We start from the raw sequence: 18,724 nt of genomic DNA on the forward strand, positions 1-18,724 counted from the left end.
CCCGCTCATCGCTGGGCATTGGCGAGCACCGCGTATTGCGCGGCCGCCCGTTGCTGCGTTTCCCATAGTCGGGCGCCGAGCACCAGTGCCACGTATCTGCGGTACGCGACAAAGCAGCGGAACTGCGCTTCCTTCGGCGCGACATAGTCCTGCACGCACAACGCGCCGGGCACATCCGCTGGAGGATCCACCGCACGCCGGTCCACCGGGTTGCCGAGTTCGGCGGACTCCGCGACGAAGCGCGCCGCGGCGGCGTCGTCCGCGGTTCGGAAGCCGAAAGCGCTGGGCGCCACCGCAACCCGATCGACCCCCGCGCGGCGCAGCACCGGCAGCCGACCCGATTGGTCCAGCACGTAATTCAGGTAGCCGCGCAGCGTCAACACCACCTCGCCCTGCCCATCGGGCCCGGCGACAACGCCTTGGTCGTGCATGACCCGGGCCAGCAACCCGTCCGGATCCTGGTGCAGCGTGCTGAAGTTTCCGACCGGTGTCGGCGTGAACTTGTCGAGTTCGGCCACCTCGGCATCGAGATACTTCTGCGTCGCCTCGACCAGTCGATTGATGTCCGCGGTCCGCGAATCCGCGAGCACACTGATCACGTAGATCCCGTGCGCGGTCGTGCTACCCAGCGTCGGAACCGACGGACGCCAATGGGCCCGCGAGTCCGGGTACTTCGGCAGGCTGACCGCGACGTTCTCCGGGTTGAGGGCGAAATCCACCGCGTCGAGTTCGGCCGCCGCCGCCTTCGCCGCCGCCGCATCCCGCAAACGCAGCACCGTCACGGTGAGGCCCTCGCGCTGGCGACTGCCGGCCGCCGCCGTGGTGAGCGGCAGCACGTCCTCGGCCGAACCGGTCGAGAAACCGAGGACGAAGCCGTGATTCAGCAAGACCGGAATCGTGGGCTCGGCCAGATAGCGCGTCACCGACTGGACATCGGTATGCATGAGCGCCGACGCGCCCGCGGAGTATGTCGGGTCCACTTCGTGCGGACTCAGGACCGCATCCGCCATGCGCGCGGCCTCCAGCCGGGCGTACCCGACATCGTCGAGGCGCGCCGGGACCTTGGCCGGCGTGGTCGGAAACTTGCCCGTATCCAGCGAACGCACGTCGATCTCGGACGAGATGCCGGTGCCGTGCACCGTCGATGCGCAACCCCCGGCCCCTACTACGGCGGCGAGAACAACGACGATTGCCGTGACCGCGCGTGGATTCCAGTTCATCAGCTCACCCGGGGAAGGTTGTCGAGGACATTCTGCAGCACCAATTGCGCTGTCAGACATCTGAATTCGGGACGCTCGTTGAGCGTCGGGTTCGCCACCTGCACGGTCACCACCTCCGCGTCGGTGCTGTTGATGCCGCGATACTGACCGCGACGTTCACAGGTGGGCGATCGCAGGTCCGCCTCGTCGGTGAAGACGATATTGCCGCCACCGAGATCGAACGGGATCGGCTTTTCGGTCGGCACCAGCACCTTCGAGCGTTCCAGCGCGACGGTGACCGTGCCGGTCGAGAGCCACTTGCAGGTGTGCAGCTGATCCGGAGCGCCGCGGACCTGCTCGCCGATATTCAGCTTGACGACGCTGGAATCGACCAGGGCGCACGGATCATGCGGCGCGAGTGAGCTGCGCAAGCCCGGAAGTTGTGGCGCGCGTTCGGTCAGCCGGCGGGCCAGCTCCGCGGCCGCGTCGTCGGCGACGCCGCACCTTTCCTCGGGTTGCGCGCCCTGCACCCGGACCACGATCCCGAACTGCGGATCCGTTGTCGCAGGCAACAGCGCCCGCCCGCAGCTGTCGGTCCCGCTGGTCACGTCCTCCAGGACCGGCACTCCCGCAACACGTTTGCCGTTGTCCCGATAGCCCTCGGTGCGCTTGATGTCGACGTCGAACCGGTACCCGCCCGCCTCGCCCGAGCACGTTCCCCATTGGGTGGAGTTCGGCTCCGTCGTCCAATTACCCAGCGCGGAGACCAGTGGCTCGTGGACGGCGGCGCAGACATCCAGCGACCGGAGCTTCGTAAGATTCAGCGCGGCAAGTGGATTCGCCACCGGACCGGCCGGTCGCTCGTCCTCGCCACCGAACATGGCCGTGCCGGCCAGGACGCCGACAACCAAGACCACCACGGCCGCGGCCGCGATCAGCACCCGCTTCCGACGCCGGTGCAACACCCCGGCGCGTTGGATCTCGACGAGCGCTTGCAGGCGCTGTTCGAATTCGGCGCTGTGCGACGCCGGGGCGGGTGCCGGCGCGGCACCGACGAACTGAGTGGCCTCCGGGTCGGCCAGCAGCGCCGACATCTCCGCTTCCTGCGCGCCGATCGCCTTGTGCACCTGCGTCGACCAGGGACTGTGCTGCGGCGGCAGCGGGCCGAGGAAGTCGAGCAGCTGGGCCGGCGTAGGGCGTTCCTGCGGGTCCTTGCGCAGGCACGGTTCCACCAATTCCCTGACCTCGGGCGGCAAGCCGCTCAGGTCGGGATCGGTGTGCACGATGTTGTAGAGCGTGTGCGGCAGCGAGGCGCCCGCGAAGGGACTGGCGCCGCCTGCCGCCATCGCGAGCACCGCGCCGAGGGAGAAGATGTCGCTCGCCGGAGTCAGCGGCAGCGACTGCGCCTGCTCCGGGGACATGAACGCGGGCGAACCGATGATCGAACCGGTGTGGGTGAGTTCGGATCGGCCCTCGACCGCTCGGGCGATACCGAAGTCGATGACCCTCGGGCCGTCCTCGGCGAGAATCACATTGGCGGGCTTCAGATCTCGATGAATGAGACCGACGCCATGGATGGCCTGCAGCGCCGAGGCGAGGCCGATCGCCAGCTTGTGCACTTCCTCCGGGGTCAGCGGGCCGTAGTCCTGGACCGCCTTGTCCAACGGCACCCCCGGCACGAAAACCGAAGCAAGCCAAGGTTCTTCCGACTCGACGTCGAAGTCGATCACCGCGGCGGTGAAGGCGCCGGAGACCTGCATGGAGGTCTGTACCTCGCGGCGGAACCGTGGCAGGAAGTCCTGCTCGGTCACCAGGTGCTGGTGCACCTGTTTGATCGCGACCAGGCGGCCGTCCGGGCCGACGCCGAGCAGCACCCGCCCCATGCCGCCGGAGCCGAGCTCGCCGAGCAGCCGGTATCGGCCGATCTGCTGCGGTTCATCGCGCTCGAGCGGTGTCACCATCACAAGCTCCTCAGTCGGGCCACGACACTACCGAGCACTGCTTCAGTAGCGGCACAGGCTGTTTCGGCGTTGCCGAGCCCGGTCGGTCGCGCGGTCACGGCGATCATTTCTCCTCGGTCTTCGATGGTCGGCCGGACCAGCCACGGCGCTTCGGCTTCCATCACCGCGGCGGTGTACGCGCCGGTGACCCGTTGGGAGGCTTGCACCTCGAGCCGGAAGCGAGCACGGAACTCCGGGTTCTTGGCGAGATGGCGATGGACCATCTTGACCGCGACCAACCGGCCGTCGGGTGCACGGCCGAGCAACACCCGGCCCATGGCGCCCTGGCCGATGACCGCGATCAGCCGGTGGCGGCCGGCCGTGCGCGGATCGTGTCGCCCGAGCGGCTTCACCGTGTTCCTCCCCTGTAGTGCCTGTTCGGGATCGTACCGGCGCGGGTCGGTCACGTCCTGATGTCGCCGGGTGCGGGGTCAGGCGAATGTCCGGTCGGCCGCGGCGAGGGCACGTTCGGCCGGTTTGCCCGGTTTCGCGGGGAGATCCGAAACGCTCATGTCTCCCATGATGCCTGGTAGAAGCGTTGTCGATGGGGATACCGTTGGTAACGGACGCACTCGACGCGATGGTGTGACGTACGCCCCGTAAAGTCGTCTCACAACAGCACCACACGAAGAACGCGGCACACCGTGCAGCGCGAGGAGCACCAGTGTCACTCGATCAGCCACTCGCCCCGCTTCCCCAGGAGGGCATGGGCTTTGCTTCGGCGTGGCCCATCCGGGCGGGCGATGTGGACCCCTACGACCGGCTGCGGTTCGACGCCGTCGCCCGCTACCTGCAAGACATCGCCTGGGAAAATCTGCACAAGACGTTCTTTCACCGCACCGATCCGAATTGGATCGTGCGCCGCACGGTGATCGACGTGATCCGGCCGATCCTGTGGCCGGACGAGGTGCAGCTGTTGCGCTGGTGCTCGGCGCTGTCGACTCGCTGGACGAATATGCGCGTGCGGGTGACCAGCACGAACGGTGGCCTGATCGAGACCGAGGGTTTCTGGATCAATATCAGCGAGGCGACCGGGATGCCCGCGCGGATCAGCGACGAGGGCCTGGCTTATCTCTCCCGGACGACCCAGGAACACCGGCTGCGCTGGCGGCCTTATCTGACCGACGCCACGCCGTCGGAATCCGACACCGATATGCCGTTTCCGGTGCGCGCGACCGACATCGACCAGTACAACCACGTCAACAACGCCTGCTACTGGCAGGCGGTGGAACAGTTCATGGTCGAGTACCCGAAGCTGCTCGCCGGTCCGCATCGCGCGGTCATCGAGTACGTCGCGCCGGTGCTCGCGCGCCAGCATGTGACCGTGCGCAGCCGCTACGAGCCGGGTGATCGCACCGGGCGGCCGGTGCTGCGACTGTGGTTCGTGGTCGGTGGCACCACCACGACCGTTGTCCGCATCATGCCGCTGCCGCCGGAATAGGCAGGCCCCGGCGCGCTGAGGAACGCAGGCGCGCGAACAATGTGATTCGACCACGCCGACCCGAAGCTCGCATCAGCCGAAACCCCGAAATCCGAACGCGCCGACCGGAAACTCGCGATTCCGGTCGGCGTGCCCGTCGACTCAGCCGCGTGCGGCCTTGAGCAGGTCCTCGCGCGTGGTGAACTTGACCCGAGGCCGTCCGGCGGACTTGCCCGCGGCCCGCTCGGCCTGATCGATCGCCCGCCACCCTTCCCGGTCCACCAGGTCGCTCTGCCGCTGGCCGAGCAACGCCTTCAGCGCCGCCCGATCCGCCTCGGGCGCAGCGAGTTTGCCGCTGGTGAAGTCGGAGATCAGGTTCTCCACCGTCTCCTCGGCGTCGATCCGGTTCGAGCCGATGACACCGCGGGCGCCACGCTTGATCCAGCCGCTCGCGTACACCCCGGACAGCGGCGTGCCATCCGCGCTGAGCACCCGGCCGTGCTCGTTCGGCATCACTCCGCGCCGCTCGTCGAACGGCACGTCGGCGACGGCCGCGCCGCGGTAACCGATCGAACGCAGCACCAGTGAGGCGTCCATCCGCTCGGTGCGCTCGGTCTGGCGCGCCAGCAGTTGGCCGTTCTCCTCGAACAATTCGTTGTGCGCGAACTCGATCGCCTCGACGTGGTCGGTGCCGGCGAGCGCGGTCGGCGAGGCCAGGTAGCGGAAGACGATGCGCTTGTGCGAAGGGTCGCGCCGCCCGCCCGCGTACTCCTCGGCGAGGGTGTATTTGAGCTTCAGCGACGGCTCGACCTGCGGGTCGTCCAGCAGCGCCTGGCTGGCGTGATCGAGCGCCAGGTCGGATTCGTCGACGATCACGTCGATGCCCTGCAGATGGGCCAGCGCCAGGAACTCCGACGACGTGTACGCCGCCTGCAGCGGGCCGCGCCGGCCGAGCACCACTACCTCGCGAATATTGCTGCGCCGCAGGGCGTCCAGCGCATGGTCGGCGATGTCGGTCTTGGCCAGCTCGTCGGGGTCGACGGTCAGCACGCGGGCGACGTCGAGTGCGACATTGCCGTTGCCGACGATCACCGCCCGCTCACCGGACAGGTCGAACTGCCGGTCCGCGAAGTCGGGGTGGCCGTTGTACCAGGCGACGAACTCGGTGGCCGAGTGGCTGCCCGGCAGATCCTCACCGGGAACGCCGAGCTTGCGGTCGGTCGACGCGCCGACCGCGTAGATGACGGCGTGATGGTGCCGCAGCAGCTCCTCGTGCGAGATGTGCGTGCCGACCTCGACATTGAGGTAGTACTGCAGGGTCTCGCGGCGGAACGCGGACTCGAACAGGCTCGACACCGTCTTGGTGCCCGGGTGATCGGGGGCGACGCCGGCCCGGACCAGACCCCACGGGGTCGGCACCCGGTCGAACATCTCGATCTCCACGTCCGCCCTGCGCAGTAGCTCGTCGGCCGCGTAGCAGGCCGCCGGGCCCGCGCCGACGATCGCGACCCGCAGGGTGCCGAGCTCCTTCGGCGGCCGCGGCGGCGTCACGATCGGGTCGAAGTTCGATTCCAGCGGATGCCGTTCGAAATAGGCCGCATTGATCTCACGGTATCTGGCCAGCGATGCGGTCAGGTCGTCCTCGGAGAAGATCGCCTCGACCGGGCACGCATCGACGCACGCACCGCAGTCGATACAGGTGTCGGGGTCGATGTAGAGCATCTCGGTCGTCGCGAACTCCGGTTGGTCCGGGGTCGGACGGATGCAATCGACAGGGCACTCGGAAACGCAGCTGGCGTCGTTGCAACAACGCTGCGTGATTACGTAGGCCATATTGTGCAGATCCTCGAAGATGTACGTGGGCTGTAGGCCACCCGGTGGGCAGAGGTGGACAGAAACGGCACAGCGCGGAACCACCGCGATGTGACGCCGCTTTCAGTTTGCCTCGAGTGTGGTCGAGGCCATGCGACCGGAGGCCTTACGGTATCCCCATGGTGCGGACTCTGATCCTCATGCGGCACGGCAAGTCGGCCTATCCCGACGGTGTCGGCGACCACGAGCGCCCGCTGGCGCCGCGCGGACAACGCGAGGCAGGCTTGGCGGGTGAGTGGTTGCGCAAGACGCAGCCGCCGATCGACGCGGTGCGGTGCTCCACCGCGACCCGCACCAGGGAAACCCTCGCCGCCACCGGTGTCACCGCGCCGGTGGTCTACGAAGCGGGCATCTACGAGGCCTCCCCGCAGAGCCTCATCGAGCTGGTCCAGCTCAGCGACGACGACGTGTCGACGCTGCTGGTGATCGGGCACGCGCCCGGAATGCCGTGGACGGCATGGGAGTTGGCGAGCAACCGCAGTTCGACGGCCGCCATCGAGCTCAGCCGTAAGTTCCCCACCTCGGCGCTGGCCGTGCTCGAATTCGACCGGCCGTGGACGCAGATCGACCCGGGGACCGGTGAACTCGTGCGTTTCCACATCCCCCGCTGAACAGGTAGTCAGTTCAGCAGCTTGCCGCCGACCACCACGACCGCGCCGAGCACGACCAGCAGCACGAACGCGGCGAACCCGCCGAGCAGCCACCACACGACGGCGAGCGCGAGCACCACCGGCGCCACCGCGATAGCGGCGATCACCGGGCTTTCCTTGACCGTTGCCAGGGCCGAGCGGGCCCTGATCCGGTTGACGTCCTTACCAGGCATGTCCCCAGGGTAGGCCGGAAGCCAGGACTTTGTCGGCCACCGGTGGGATGCTCGGTCGATGGATTGGAAAATCGAGCTCATCGCGATCCCGGTGACCGACGTGGATCGCGCCAAAGACTTCTACACCAAGATCGGATTCAACGCCGACCACGACCACCGGGTCGACGAGAACATGCGCTTCGTACAGCTCACACCACCCGGCTCCGGCTGCTCGATCTGCATCGGCGAGGGCGTCACCGACGCGGCCCCCGGCAGCGTGCGCGGCATGCAGATCGTGGTCGCCAGCGCGGAGGACGCATACAAACACCTGGTGGCGGCCGGCGTGGACGCCTCACCGGTGGAAGAACTGGCCTGGGGCAAGTTCACCTACTTCGCCGACCCCGACGGAAACCAGTGGGCCGTGCAGGAATTGCCGCAGTACAACTGAGCTTCTCGAGACCCGCGCTGGATTCAGTCCAGCTGATCCAGCGCGATCTCCAGGGGGCAGGGTGAGGTGGTTGTGAAGGTTTCGGTTGCTTCGCCGTTGTCTACGTAGCCGAGTTCGTCGGTGAGTCGCAGTGCGAGCAGGCTTACCGGCGGGGTCGGGGCGACGATCCAGTACTGGGGGATGCCCGCGTCCTCGTAGTCGCCGCGCTTGGTGCGGTAGTCGGTGCGGCGGGAGCCGGGTGAGACGATTTCGATGACGACGACGACGCCCGACGAACGCAGGATCCCACCTTCGGCTTTGCGTCGGTCGACCTCGGATCGCCGCACGATCACCATGTCCGGCCTGCGTACCGTCGCCGGCCCCTCCACGGGAGCCAGCTCCAGGTCGATATCGATGTCGGGCACCGCGACCAATTCCGGGGGCAGTTGGGTGCGTAGCTGGGACCAGAGTTCGACGCCGACGAGATTGTGCTCCGGTTCCGGCGACGGCACCATCAACAGCTTCCCCTCCTCCAGCTCCAAGCGATACCGATCGTCCTCACCGAGCGCCACGTAGTCGGCGATGGTCAACAGCCGTCCTGGCTCCGGAAGTGCGGTCACGCTCGCTCCTCAGCTCGCCCCCTGGTCGGCTCCAGTGTCCCACGCAAGGTACTCGGGCGGCCGGAACGCGACCGCGGCTATCCGTAGATTGGACTTGCTTGGAGTGCACTCCAGGTGACTAGCGTCGTCGGTGTTCAACGGGAAGGGCGAGGGTCGTGAGTGAAGGCGCACGGGACGAGCGGGGCAGCGACTGGGAGCGGCCGAGGTATTCGATCGGTGAGGTTGCCGAACGGTCGGGGCTGAGCCGGGACACGCTGCGCTGGTATGAGCGGATCGGGCTGATGGATTACGTGGGCCGTGATCATGCCGGTAAACGGCGCTTCAGCAATCGCGATCTGGAGTGGCTGGCGCTGATCGGCAGGCTGCGCACCACCGGGATGACGGTGGCGGACATGGTTCGCTACGCCGAGCTGGTGCGGGCCGGGGAATCGACGTTCCCCGAGCGGCTGGAGATGTTCCGCACTACGCGCGCCGAGGTCCTCGCCAAGATCGATGAACTTCGCCAGACCGTGGCCGTGCTGGATTACAAGATCGATATCTACGAGGGCAAGGCACAGCTTGCCCGCCCGGCCACGATCACCGTGCAAGACCGTGAAGGGATCAAGGTATGACCACTACCGGAACGCTGCCGAAAACCACGCTGGGCACCAGCGGCATCGAGATCAGCGTGCAGGGACTGGGCTGCATGGGGATCAGTGAGTTCTACGGCACCAGCGACCTGGCCGAATCACGGGCGACGCTGGACCGGGCGCTGGAACTGGGCGTCACGCTGTTCGACACCGCCGACGTCTACGGCCTGGGTCACAACGAGGAGTTCCTCAGCGACTTCGTGCGAGCCAACCGCGACCGGGTGGTGCTGGCCACCAAGTTCGGCATCGTCCGCAAGGCAGACGATCCGGCCTACCGGGGCATCGACAACTCACCGGCATACATCCGCAACTCCGTGGAGGCCAGTCTGCGCAGGCTCGGCATCGACGTCATCGACCTGTACTACATGCACCGGCGCGACCCGGCGGTGCCGATCGAGGACACCGTCGGCGTGCTGGCAGATCTGGTGCAGCAGGGCAAGATTCGCACGATCGGCCTGTCCGAGGTGACCGGTCCGGAGCTGCGCGCGGCGCAGACGGTGCATGCGATCGCGGCCGTGCAGTCCGAATGGTCGATCTTCTCCCGGGATGTCGAGCGAACGGTGGTGCCCGCCGCCATCGAGCTCGGCGTGACCTTCGTGCCGTACTCGCCGCTGGGCCGCGGCTTCCTGACCGGTGCGGTCCAGGAACTCGGGAAAGACGATGTGCGGCGGGTGTTTCCGCGCTTCGCCGAGGACAACGCGGCCCGCAACGCCGAACTGCTCGCGCCGCTGCACACCATCGCCGAGGCCCGCGGGATCACCATGGCACAGGTCGCGCTGGCCTGGCTGCACGCACAGGCCCGGGTGCACGATCTCTCGGTGGCCCCGATTCCCGGCACCCGCAGTAGGACTCGGCTTGCCGATAATGTTGCGGCCGCGACCATCGAGCTGACCGCCGACGAACTGGCGACGCTCGCACCGATCGCGGGCCAGGTGGCCGGAAACCGCTACGCGGACATGTCTTTCACGTCCGCAGGCCGGGAATAACAAGCACCACAACAGATCAGGAGTTCAACCGTGTCCACGCTGACGCTCAATGTCCGCTTCGCCGCCAAGCCGGGCCGCGAGGCCGAGCTGCGCGAGGTGTTGCAGGAAATGATCGAGCCGACCGTCGCCGAGCACGGCTGCCTCGGCTACGAGCTGTACCTGCACCCCACCGATCCGAGCCGGGTCGTCCTGCTCGAGGAGTGGGTCGACGCCGACGCCTTGGCCGCGCATTTCGAGACCCCGCATCTGAAGCAGTGTGCGGCAGCCTTGGACGAAATCCTGGTCGAGCCGTTCCAGCTGCGGCGATTCACCGAGATCTGACAACAGCCGAACAGTGCGCCGGCCCGGCGATCCGAACGCGGATCGCCGGGCCGTGCTGTCTCAGTGGAACGTTCGCCCGCCCAGCGAGGCGCTGATGATGGCGGGCGGCGTCCACCCGGCCATCAGATTCGCCCGCTCCTGCGGGGTGAGATCCTGCCTGGCCCAAATACGGTGCGCGCTGCGACGGCAGGCGGCGACCAGGGTGGGGGCGGTGCGGTTGCGGAACCTCATGACACTTCTCCTTCTACGGACCTCCATGTTTGTCCCGCGCACGAGCCCGCGCGAGCAGTGCCGAACGATCTCTACGAGTTCTGTATGCCGGTGTAAATGGACGCGGACCCCGGTCCGTTTAAACCTGCCCCGGCCGTACGACCGGGTACCCGGCTCACTACCATCCAGTGGAGTGAAGCCCGATGTACCGCACGACCGCGTCTGGATCGACAAGCAGACGCCCGCCGCGTTCCGCGCCCTCAGCAAGGTCGCGAGCGAAGTCCGCGCCGCGGGCGCCGCGGTCGGCCTGGACCGCAAGCTCATCGAGCTGATCAACCTGCGCGTTTCCCAGCTCAACGGCTGCGCCTTCTGCCTGGACACGCACCAGCGAGCCGCGCTCGCCGCGGGAAACACCGAACAGGAACTCGCCGTGCTGCCCGCGTGGCGGCGCACCGAGCTGTACACACCGCAGGAACAGGCCGCCCTCGCACTGGCCGAGATCACCGCCACGCTGCCGGACGAGGCGACAATGGAGCGTGACTACGCTTTCGCCCGCCAGCACCTGACCGACGATCAGCTGTCCGTCGTTGTCTGGGCAGCCACCACGATCGGCGCGTTCAATCGCGTGTCGATCCTCAGTAAGCATCCGGTACGCGCATCGAAGGAGAAGTCGACCATGACCGCAGCTGCCTCGGAATCCAAGGTTGTCCGCAACGACGAGAAGAACCGGTACGAGGTGACCTACGGCGGCGAGCTCGCCGGGTTCGCCGAGTACGAGGAGCGCGACGACGAGACGGTGTTCACGCACACCGAGATCGATGGCGCGTTCTCCGGCAAGGGCCTGGGCAGCACGCTGGCCAAGCAGGCCATCGAGGACGTGATCGAGCGGGGCCGGGTGATCCGCCCGCTGTGCCCGTTCATCAAGGCTTACCTGGACAAGCACCCGCAGTACGACGCGCAGGTGATCGGCAAGGGTGTCACCCGGTGAGGGAGCGCACAGCGTCCGGAACGACGCGGTCGTGAGCGACCTCGATCCGCATCCGGCGGAGACGCTCTGCGAGCCCGCACCGGGCCCGGGGCCGGTGGCCGAGCTCTACCCGGCGCGTGAGGTACCGCTCGGCGGCGTACGCGGCGTCTTCGTGGAACGTGTACTGCCGCAACGGGACCTGCCGACAGTCGGGGCGTGGTGCTTCCTGGATCACTTCGGCTCGCCCACGGTCACCGATACCGGGGCGTCGCCGGATATCGATCCGCATCCGCACATCGGCCTGCAGACGGTGACCTGGCCGTTCGACGGCCGGATCCGCCACCGCGACTCGGTCGGCTCCGATGTGCAGATCCAGCCGGGGCAGCTGAATCTGATGACCTCGGGGCGCGGCATCGCGCACTCCGAATACGGTGTCGCGGGCGCGCACGCCGGGCACGGTCTGCAGCTGTGGATCGCCTTGCCCGGCAACAAAACCGGGATCGACCCGCATTTCGAGCAGCATCGCGACCTGCCCGTTTATCAGGCGCCGGGACTGCAAGCCATCGTGCTGATCGGCACGCTGGCCGGCGTCACCTCCCCCGCCACCGCCTACACGCCGATCGTCGGCGCGGACGTGCGGCTGGCACCGGGTGCGGCGACGCTCCCGCTGGAGCGCGGCTTCGAGCACGCGCTGATGGTGATCGAGGGCGAGGTGACGGCCGACGGCAGCCCGCTGACCGCGGGCCCGCTGCTGTACCTCGGCACCGACCGGGCGGAGATCTCGCTGACCAGCACGGCCGGTGCGCATTTCGCGCTGATCGGCGGTGCGCCGTTCGGCGAGGAACTGGTGATGTGGTGGAACTTCGTCGGCCGCAGCCACGAGGACATCGTGGCGGCCCGAAATGATTGGGAGAACCGCGATCTCAGCCGCTTCCCGGATATCGCCGGCCACCCGCCCGAGCAACGCATCCCGGCGCCACCACTGCCGGGTCTGCATCTCAAGCCGCGCAAACGCCGGATCGGTACGGCCAGAACCTGATTCGCGTTCGGCTTACGCCACGAGCATGCGAACTGCATACAAATATGCATGCGATACGCATGTGATTGGCAAGGGCCAGCTAGGCTGGCACCATGAGCAGACGGGCGACCGCCAAGCCTGGGACCGCCGCCGACGGCGGGCCCGCGTTGTTTCGACTGGTTCGATTCTGGTCTCGGCGCTGGATCAACCGGACGTCCGCGGACCTACCCGAGCAATTACGGCACGCTCAGCACGTCCAGGTGGTCGAGGCGGTAGCCGCCACCGTCGAACAGGGCGCCGAGGCCACCATCACCTCGGTGGCACATCAACTCGGACTTGATCATTCGGGCGCCAGCCGGATGGTGCGTGACGCCACCGCGGCGGGCCACCTTTCCCGCGCCGAGTCCGAGCACGACCGGCGCCGAACGTCCTTGGCGCTGACCACGAGCGGTGAGCGCCTGCTCGCCGATGCGCGCGACTGGCAGCGCCAGGTCTTCACCGAACTCACCGCCGACTGGGACGACCTCGACCGGCAGCGGTTCGCCGGCTACCTGCGCAGGTTGAGCGGCGAACTCGAGCGGTGAGCCGAGTTGCGCTGCGACCGAGCCGTTCTACCGGTTCGAACCGCCGTCCCGGCCGCGCCTGATACTGTCGCCGACGAAAAACACTGCGCAGGGGCAGCGCTACCGAAAGAACACGATGAGAGTCTCCAGAATCGCCGCGACGGCACTGCTGGCCTTGGTCGCCACGGTCATCAGCACGAGCGCCACGCATGCGGATCCCACCACCCCCGACACCGCGCTCGATGTGCACGGATCCTTCGCCGACATCGCCTATCAGGTAGCGGCATCCGAGGATCGGCGCGCCGCGGTGACCACCATCCAGGACGGTCGTTTCGACCTGATCCACGACGGCCGGGTCGTCACGCTGACCGGTCACGACGGCAACGTCGTCGCCGCGCTCCCGATGGCGCTGCGCGTCGGCGACAAGCGAGTGGCGCTGCATCCGGTCATCGAGCAGTCGGGCCACCGGCTTACTCTCGTTCCGGACAACATGTCGCAGACGCCACTGCGCGATGTCAGCAGCCAGGAGCGGTTCTTCGCCGAGGTCGAGAAGGCCATGCCGATTGTGCTGGCGGGCGCGGGAATCGGCGCGGCGATCGGCTTCGTGCTCGGCTTCCCGCTCGGGCTTTTCGTGCTCGACTTCATCACGGTGCCGATCACCACGGTGCTCGGCGCCGCGATCGGCGCGGCGGCCGGGCTCGCCATGGGCGGCGGTCAGCCCGCGATCGACGCGGCGCTCGACTATGCCACCGGCGCACCCTGATCCGCTCAGTTTTGCGCGGAATCCTCGATGTCGCTGGTGGCGCCCAGGGTCTGCGTTCCGATGACGCGCAGCAGATCCAGCTTCTCCGCCGCGTCCGTGCCGGGGCGGGGTAGGTAGACCAGCAGGCGCTGGGCGGCGTTCGGCGTGAGCAGCGTTTCGCAGATCGTGTCGATCAAGCCGACCTGCGGGTGCCGGATGCGCTTGGTGTCCGAAAGTCGCACCGCTACTTCGTGTTCGTCCCAGAGCCGGTCGAATTCGATGCTCGCGGAACGTAATACGCCGATGAACTCGGCGACGTCGGCATCGCCCGCTCTGCGCGCGGCCGTCGCCCGCAGGTCGGCGACATGCTGGCGGCCCAAGCGATCCCAGTCCTCCTCGGGGAAGGTCGCGCGCGTCTCGATATCGGTGAACCAGCGGTAGGCGTAGAAGCGGTCCCAGCCGCGGCAGGTGCCGTGATCACCGACGAGCAGGGTGTGCATGCGGTTCTGCACGAGTACCTCACCGAGGTCGGTGACCACGGTGGCGGCGGTGTCGTCCAGCTTGGCGAGCAGGTGCATCAGTCCGGGGCCGACGTGTTTGTCGGTGTGCTCGCGCCCCGGCGGCGACTGGTCGCACAGATGGTAGAGGTAGTCGCGTTCGTCGCTGCTGAAGCGCAGCGCGCGGGCCAGCGAGGCGAGCACCTGGGTGGACGGCCGCGGCCCACGCGACTGCTCCAATCGGGTGTAGTAGTCCGTGGACATGCCGGCCAGCAGCGCCACCTCGTCCCGGCGCAGGCCGGGAGTGCGACGCCGGACACCGGGTGGCAAACCCACGTCGGCGGGCGTCAACTGCTCCCGCCGGCGGCGCAGGAAGTCGGCGAGCTCGGTGCGGTCCATAACACCACTGTTCCTCGAGCCGGGCCGCTCAGCCAGGGACCGGCGATCCCCCGATAAACAATCTCTGCCGCGATCGCTGCGGGAAGCGCAGGCTGGTCGCATGACGACATCGAAGATTCCCGCAGTTCAGCTCGGTAAGACCGGGCCTTCCGTCAGCCGCATCGGCCTCGGCGCGATGGGGATGTCCGGCATGTACGGCGCCGCGGACGACGCCGAATCGACCGCAACCATCCACGCCGCGCTCGACGCGGGCGCGAACCTCATCGATACCGGCGATTTCTACGGCGCCGGACACAACGAGCTACTGATCGGCAAGGCCATCGCCGAGCGGCCGCGCGAGGACGTGGTGCTCAGTGTGAAGTTCGGCGCGCTGCGCGGCCCCGGCGGTACCTGGGGCGGCGTGGACAATCGGCCCGAGGCCTTGCGCAACTTCCTCGTCTACAGCCTGCAGCGGCTCGGCGTCGACTATGTCGACGTCTACCGTCCGGCCAGGCTCGATCCGAACGTCCCGATCGAGGACACGGTCGGCGCGATCGGCGAGCTCGTCGAGGCGGGGTATGTGCGGCACATCGGGCTGTCCGAGGTCGGCGCCGACACCATCCGGCGCGCCGCGGCCGTGCATCCGATCGCGGACCTGCAAATCGAGTACTCGCTGATCTCGCGCGGTATCGAGGCCGAGATCCTGCCGCTGTGCCGCGAGCTCGGCATCGGTGTCACCGCCTACGGTGTGCTGTCGCGCGGCCTGCTCAGCAGCTCGGTGCAGGCCGGGACCACGTTCGCCGCCAACGACTTCCGGGCGCACAGCCCGCGCTTCCAGGGCGAGAACCTCAGCCGGAACCTGCAGCTGGTCGACGCGCTCGCCGAAATCGCCGCGGCCAAGGATGCTTCGGTCGCGCAGCTGGCGATCGCCTGGGTGTTGACCCGCGGCGACGATATCGTGCCGGTCATCGGTGCGCGCCGGCGCGAGCGTTGGGCGGAAGCGATAGGCGCACTGGATGTTTCGCTGACCGAGGACGAGTTGGCGACTATCGAGGCTGCGGTGCCCGCCGAGCAGATCGCCGGTTCGCGGTATGCCGCCGAGCAGATGGCGATGCTCGACAGCGAGCGCTGAGCCGAGAGCGGCGGGCGCGGTCGGACGCGCGCCGGATCACTTCCGGCGCGGCCGGATCACGGCGGTGAATGCCGCTGCGGCGACCGACTTTCCGGTGTTGTCGGTGATGTTCACCGGCACCTCCAGCTCGATCGGCGTCCGTGCCGCGATATCCGCCCGCACCTGCTGCAAAATCTCCCCGGATACCTCGGATGTCGCAAGGTACGGACCGGCATCGCCTTTGGCGCGTGCCCGATATTCGATCCGCCCGTCCCTGGCCACGATGAAGGTCTCGCCCATCAGGTCCACGATTCCCGAGACCGACGCACCCATCGCCGCGGTCTCGGCCAGGCCGAACAGCACCGCCGCGTGCAGATCACCGTTGTGGTTGAGATGCTCGGCCCGCGGCGCCATCCGCACCACGTTTCGTCCGGCATCGAACTCCACCCCTTCGATCCCGGTGAATTGGATGAACCCCAGCTTCTGGAACCCTGCCATCACCAACTCGCCCATGGCCGCGCTGTCCATCGCATCTCCCACTACATAACTGAAACGTGTTCCATTTTCATACCGTGGTGGGCACGCGTTGTCCACGCGAAGCGCGAGACCGGGCTCGTGGATACGTTGCGGCGCAAGCCGGACCGCGGGTACTCCCCGTGCGTCAGGGGCGCGGATAAGCCTTCGGTAGCTGGTAGCCGCGTTCGGCGAGCACGGTGCGCAACAGGTCCGGACGATTGGTGATGAGGCCGTCCACGCCGAGGTCGATCAGCGCGGTCATGGTGGCGCGGTCATCGACCGTCCACGGCACCACGCGCATCTGCTGCCGGTGTGCGGCCCGCACCAGTTCACGCGTCGTGAACGGCCGATAGCCCGGATCCTCGACGCTGCCGTCCTGCGGGTCACCATGCACCGGCGAGACGGCATCGGCCCCGAAAGACGCTGCGGCGCTGACGAACTTCCGCTGCAGTGTCCCGGGGAAGTCATCGATGTCGAGGCCGCCCAACCAGGGCGACGCCCCGGGCTGGTCGGCCTGCAGGAACTGCTGCCCGTTGGTCAACGCGACGATCGGCAGTTCCGGCGCCACCTCCCGCATGCGCATCAGGGCGCCCCAGTCGAAACTCTGGATGGTGACCTGATTTTCGAGGTGTGCGCGCCGGACTTCCGCCGCGACCACCTGCACGAACTGCTCACGCGGCGCGGTTTGCTCCGGCGCGCCCGCCTCCACCTTGGTCTCGATGTTCAGCATGACCTCATCGGCTCGATAAGCATGCACGAGATCGAAAACCTCTGACAGCAGCGGCATTCGAGCGCCCGGCACGGTGCGTTGCTCGGGAAAGGCCGCCAAACGCAGTGAGCCGCAATCGATGGTGCGCACCTGCGCCAACGTCAGGTCGCGAATGAACCTGGTGCCCGGCACATAGGGGAACTCGGGATCGCCGAGGAAGGCGGGCGCGGTGTCGACGCACTTGTTGGGATTGGGGTCCCGATCGTGGGTGACCACCGCGTAGCCGTCCTCGGTGATCTGCACGTCCAGCTCCAGCGTGCGCACGCCGAGCTCCAACGCGTTCGCGAAGGCGGCCACCGTGTTCTCCACCACCAGGGCGAGGCCACCGCGGTGCGCCTGCAGATCGAATTGCACCGGCGGCACGTCCGCCGACGCCGCACCCGCGTTCAGCAGACCGGCCAGCAGGATCGCCGCGACTCCGAGTACCGACGTTCGACGCATACACCCCATTGTGGCCGCCTCCGCCGACGCGGCGGTGACGTCCGCATGAATCCCGGACGGATTACGGAATCAGCACCACCTTGCCGGTCGTCGCCCGATTCTCCAACGCGGCATGTGCTTTCGCCGCCTGGTCGAGCGGGAAGGTCTGGACAGCCGGCACCATGGTGCCGTCGGCGGCCGCGGCCAGCGCGCGGGACTCTTCGCCGCGCACCTCACGCGGCTTGCTCAGCATGATCGATAGCGCATCGATCACCGTAATGCCCTGTTCCCCCAGCTTTTCCGGGTCCGGTTCGAAGGACTCCCTGGAGGCGTTTCCGTAGGTGACGTACCGCCCGCCCTCGGCAAGCAGGGACACTGCCGCCCGGCCTTTCTCGCCCATCACACCGTCAAGCACCACCGTCACTGCACGGTCGCAGAACGCCTGCCGGACCTGGTCGGTCCAGTCGGGCTCGTTGTAGTCGACGGCGAGATCGGCGCCGAGTGCGTCCACCGCAGCGACCTTGGCCGGTCCGCCGGCCGCGCCGATGACCCTGGCGCCGATATTGCGGGCGTGCTGGACGATCAATCGGCCGACCCCGCCCGCCGCCGAATTCACCAGGACCAGATCGTCGGCCGTCAGCGCCGCGATATCGAGGACCTCGACGGTGGTGGTGCCGGTGACGATCATGGCGACGGCGGTCGAATAGTCCAGCGCGGCCGGAATCCGGTGCAGCGCAGGCAACTCCGCGACCGCCCACTCGGCGTAGCCGCCGGAGGTGCTGCGCGGCGTCACCACGGCGGCGTCGAGCCACGACAGGTCCACGTCCGGCCCGATCGCGTCGACGACGCCCGCGACCTCGCCGCCGAAGATCGAGGGCAGCTCGGGTAGCGGCGGGCCGATCGGCAGGCCCGCCCGCATCGCCGTTTCGATCAGGTGCACACCGGCCGCCCGGACGGCGATGCGCACCTCGCCCGGACCCGGTTTCAGATCCGGAACCTCCTCGTAGCGCAGGTTTTCCGGGGGGCCGAATGAATGCAGGACTACGGCGCGCACAGCAACTCCTCTGGTCAGAACTCGTTCGAGCTTCGGTGACCAGCGTGCAACCTAAACGTTAGTTGATGTCAATTCGCTCCTCGTCGGCCTGCCGGATGCCGTCCTCATCCAGGTCTCGCACGTCGTCCCAGACCGCCAGCGCGACGATGCCGAGCAACAGCAGGGCACCGAGCGTGACCACCAGTGGATAGTTCACTGGCCGG

At 67.7% G+C, this 18,724-nt stretch carries 23 protein-coding genes and 1 pseudogene; 12 read left to right on the plus strand and 12 right to left on the minus strand.

The window, feature by feature from the left end:
- Positions 1-5: 5 nt before the first annotated feature.
- The 3 genes from DBO33_RS38825 to DBO33_RS38835 are packed head-to-tail and all read right to left on the minus strand — an operon-like array spanning position 6 to position 3,552.
- Entirely contained in the window at positions 6-1,220 is a 1,215-nt protein-coding gene (locus DBO33_RS38825; protein WP_159080731.1) for a DUF7373 family lipoprotein, read from the minus strand.
- Positions 1,220-3,160, minus strand: a complete 1,941-nt coding sequence (locus tag DBO33_RS38830) for a serine/threonine-protein kinase (protein WP_107659468.1) — start codon at positions 3,158-3,160, stop codon at positions 1,220-1,222. The genes DBO33_RS38825 and DBO33_RS38830 overlap by 1 nt, the downstream gene beginning before the upstream one ends.
- Complete coding sequence (locus DBO33_RS38835) at positions 3,160-3,552, minus strand: protein kinase family protein (RefSeq protein ID WP_159080732.1); 393 nt, start codon at positions 3,550-3,552, stop codon at positions 3,160-3,162. Before DBO33_RS38835 ends, DBO33_RS38830 begins: the two co-directional genes overlap by 1 nt.
- A gap of 311 nt (positions 3,553-3,863) precedes the next feature.
- On the opposite strand from DBO33_RS38835, the gene DBO33_RS38840 reads away from it, so the two are divergent.
- Positions 3,864-4,640 carry an acyl-[acyl-carrier-protein] thioesterase gene (locus DBO33_RS38840; protein WP_186818791.1) on the plus strand — a complete coding sequence of 259 codons (777 nt, stop codon included), beginning with the start codon at positions 3,864-3,866 and terminating at the stop codon, positions 4,638-4,640.
- A gap of 141 nt (positions 4,641-4,781) precedes the next feature.
- On the opposite strand, the gene DBO33_RS38845 is transcribed toward DBO33_RS38840, so the two are convergent.
- On the minus strand, positions 4,782-6,452 hold the full coding sequence (locus DBO33_RS38845; RefSeq protein ID WP_107659471.1) for an FAD-dependent oxidoreductase: 1,671 nt from the start codon (positions 6,450-6,452) through the stop codon (positions 4,782-4,784).
- 158 nt (positions 6,453-6,610) lie between these two features.
- On the opposite strand from DBO33_RS38845, the gene DBO33_RS38850 reads away from it, so the two are divergent.
- Positions 6,611-7,102 carry a SixA phosphatase family protein gene (locus DBO33_RS38850; protein WP_107659472.1) on the plus strand — a complete coding sequence of 164 codons (492 nt, stop codon included), beginning with the start codon at positions 6,611-6,613 and terminating at the stop codon, positions 7,100-7,102.
- Positions 7,103-7,110: 8 nt separating this feature from the next.
- On the opposite strand, the gene DBO33_RS38855 is transcribed toward DBO33_RS38850, so the two are convergent.
- Positions 7,111-7,314 carry a hypothetical protein gene (locus DBO33_RS38855; protein WP_107659473.1) on the minus strand — a complete coding sequence of 68 codons (204 nt, stop codon included), beginning with the start codon at positions 7,312-7,314 and terminating at the stop codon, positions 7,111-7,113.
- Positions 7,315-7,372: 58 nt separating this feature from the next.
- Here DBO33_RS38855 and DBO33_RS38860 point away from each other — a divergent pair, with 58 nt between their 5' ends.
- On the plus strand, positions 7,373-7,741 hold the full coding sequence (locus DBO33_RS38860; RefSeq protein ID WP_107659474.1) for a glyoxalase superfamily protein: 369 nt from the start codon (positions 7,373-7,375) through the stop codon (positions 7,739-7,741).
- Positions 7,742-7,764: 23 nt separating this feature from the next.
- Here the strand turns inward: DBO33_RS38860 and DBO33_RS38865 are convergent, their stop codons facing one another.
- The gene (locus DBO33_RS38865) at positions 7,765-8,340 is read right to left on the minus strand and encodes a Uma2 family endonuclease (protein ID WP_107659475.1); all 576 of its coding nucleotides are present in this window, start codon (positions 8,338-8,340) and stop codon (positions 7,765-7,767) included.
- A 155-nt stretch (positions 8,341-8,495) separates the two neighbouring features.
- Here DBO33_RS38865 and DBO33_RS38870 point away from each other — a divergent pair, with 155 nt between their 5' ends.
- The 3 genes from DBO33_RS38870 to DBO33_RS38880 are packed head-to-tail and all read left to right on the plus strand — an operon-like array spanning position 8,496 to position 10,276.
- Positions 8,496-8,951, plus strand: a complete 456-nt coding sequence (locus DBO33_RS38870; protein WP_107659476.1) for a MerR family transcriptional regulator — start codon at positions 8,496-8,498, stop codon at positions 8,949-8,951.
- On the plus strand, positions 8,948-9,955 hold the full coding sequence (locus DBO33_RS38875; RefSeq protein WP_107659477.1) for an aldo/keto reductase: 1,008 nt from the start codon (positions 8,948-8,950) through the stop codon (positions 9,953-9,955). The genes DBO33_RS38870 and DBO33_RS38875 overlap by 4 nt, the downstream gene beginning before the upstream one ends.
- A 30-nt stretch (positions 9,956-9,985) precedes the next feature.
- On the plus strand, positions 9,986-10,276 hold the full coding sequence (locus tag DBO33_RS38880; protein ID WP_234391275.1) for a putative quinol monooxygenase: 291 nt from the start codon (positions 9,986-9,988) through the stop codon (positions 10,274-10,276).
- Between the two features lie 60 nt (positions 10,277-10,336).
- Here the strand turns inward: DBO33_RS38880 and DBO33_RS43740 are convergent, their stop codons facing one another.
- Positions 10,337-10,507, minus strand: coding sequence for a hypothetical protein (locus DBO33_RS43740; protein WP_167837573.1), 171 nt, complete (start codon positions 10,505-10,507; stop codon positions 10,337-10,339).
- A 172-nt stretch (positions 10,508-10,679) separates the two neighbouring features.
- Here DBO33_RS43740 and DBO33_RS44850 point away from each other — a divergent pair.
- The 5 genes and pseudogenes from DBO33_RS44850 to DBO33_RS38905 form a co-directional block, all read left to right on the plus strand.
- Positions 10,680-11,141, plus strand: a pseudogene (locus tag DBO33_RS44850) (carboxymuconolactone decarboxylase family protein); the annotation flags it as partial.
- 21 nt (positions 11,142-11,162) lie between these two features.
- Positions 11,163-11,474 (plus strand): GNAT family N-acetyltransferase, encoded by a 312-nt coding sequence (locus tag DBO33_RS44855; RefSeq protein ID WP_407670645.1) that lies wholly within the window; start codon positions 11,163-11,165, stop codon positions 11,472-11,474.
- Positions 11,475-11,505: 31 nt separating this feature from the next.
- Positions 11,506-12,492 carry a pirin family protein gene (locus DBO33_RS38895; RefSeq protein ID WP_107660971.1) on the plus strand — a complete coding sequence of 329 codons (987 nt, stop codon included), beginning with the start codon at positions 11,506-11,508 and terminating at the stop codon, positions 12,490-12,492.
- A gap of 92 nt (positions 12,493-12,584) precedes the next feature.
- On the plus strand, positions 12,585-13,055 hold the full coding sequence (locus DBO33_RS38900) for a MarR family winged helix-turn-helix transcriptional regulator (RefSeq protein ID WP_107659480.1): 471 nt from the start codon (positions 12,585-12,587) through the stop codon (positions 13,053-13,055).
- A 115-nt stretch (positions 13,056-13,170) separates the two neighbouring features.
- On the plus strand, positions 13,171-13,797 hold the full coding sequence (locus tag DBO33_RS38905; protein ID WP_107659481.1) for a hypothetical protein: 627 nt from the start codon (positions 13,171-13,173) through the stop codon (positions 13,795-13,797).
- Positions 13,798-13,802: 5 nt separating this feature from the next.
- Here the strand turns inward: DBO33_RS38905 and DBO33_RS38910 are convergent, their stop codons facing one another.
- Positions 13,803-14,672, minus strand: a complete 870-nt coding sequence (locus tag DBO33_RS38910) for a helix-turn-helix transcriptional regulator (protein WP_107659482.1) — start codon at positions 14,670-14,672, stop codon at positions 13,803-13,805.
- Positions 14,673-14,772: 100 nt separating this feature from the next.
- Here DBO33_RS38910 and DBO33_RS38915 point away from each other — a divergent pair, with 100 nt between their 5' ends.
- On the plus strand, positions 14,773-15,783 hold the full coding sequence (locus tag DBO33_RS38915) for an aldo/keto reductase (protein WP_107659483.1): 1,011 nt from the start codon (positions 14,773-14,775) through the stop codon (positions 15,781-15,783).
- Positions 15,784-15,819: 36 nt separating this feature from the next.
- Here DBO33_RS38915 and DBO33_RS38920 read toward each other — a convergent pair whose 3' ends face one another.
- The 4 genes from DBO33_RS38920 to DBO33_RS43320 form a co-directional block, all read right to left on the minus strand.
- Positions 15,820-16,290, minus strand: coding sequence for a PaaI family thioesterase (locus tag DBO33_RS38920; protein ID WP_107659484.1), 471 nt, complete (start codon positions 16,288-16,290; stop codon positions 15,820-15,822).
- A 133-nt stretch (positions 16,291-16,423) separates the two neighbouring features.
- Positions 16,424-17,488 (minus strand): glycerophosphodiester phosphodiesterase family protein, encoded by a 1,065-nt coding sequence (locus DBO33_RS38925; RefSeq protein WP_107659485.1) that lies wholly within the window; start codon positions 17,486-17,488, stop codon positions 16,424-16,426.
- Positions 17,489-17,549: 61 nt separating this feature from the next.
- Positions 17,550-18,521, minus strand: coding sequence for a zinc-binding dehydrogenase (locus tag DBO33_RS38930; RefSeq protein WP_107659486.1), 972 nt, complete (start codon positions 18,519-18,521; stop codon positions 17,550-17,552).
- Positions 18,522-18,579: 58 nt separating this feature from the next.
- Positions 18,580-18,717 carry a hypothetical protein gene (locus tag DBO33_RS43320; protein WP_159080733.1) on the minus strand — a complete coding sequence of 46 codons (138 nt, stop codon included), beginning with the start codon at positions 18,715-18,717 and terminating at the stop codon, positions 18,580-18,582.
- Between the last annotated feature and the right edge of the window lie 7 nt (positions 18,718-18,724).

The sequence above is a fragment of the Nocardia suismassiliense genome (assembly GCF_900269665.1).
GTDB classification, from domain to species: Bacteria; Actinomycetota; Actinomycetes; order Mycobacteriales; family Mycobacteriaceae; genus Nocardia; species Nocardia suismassiliense.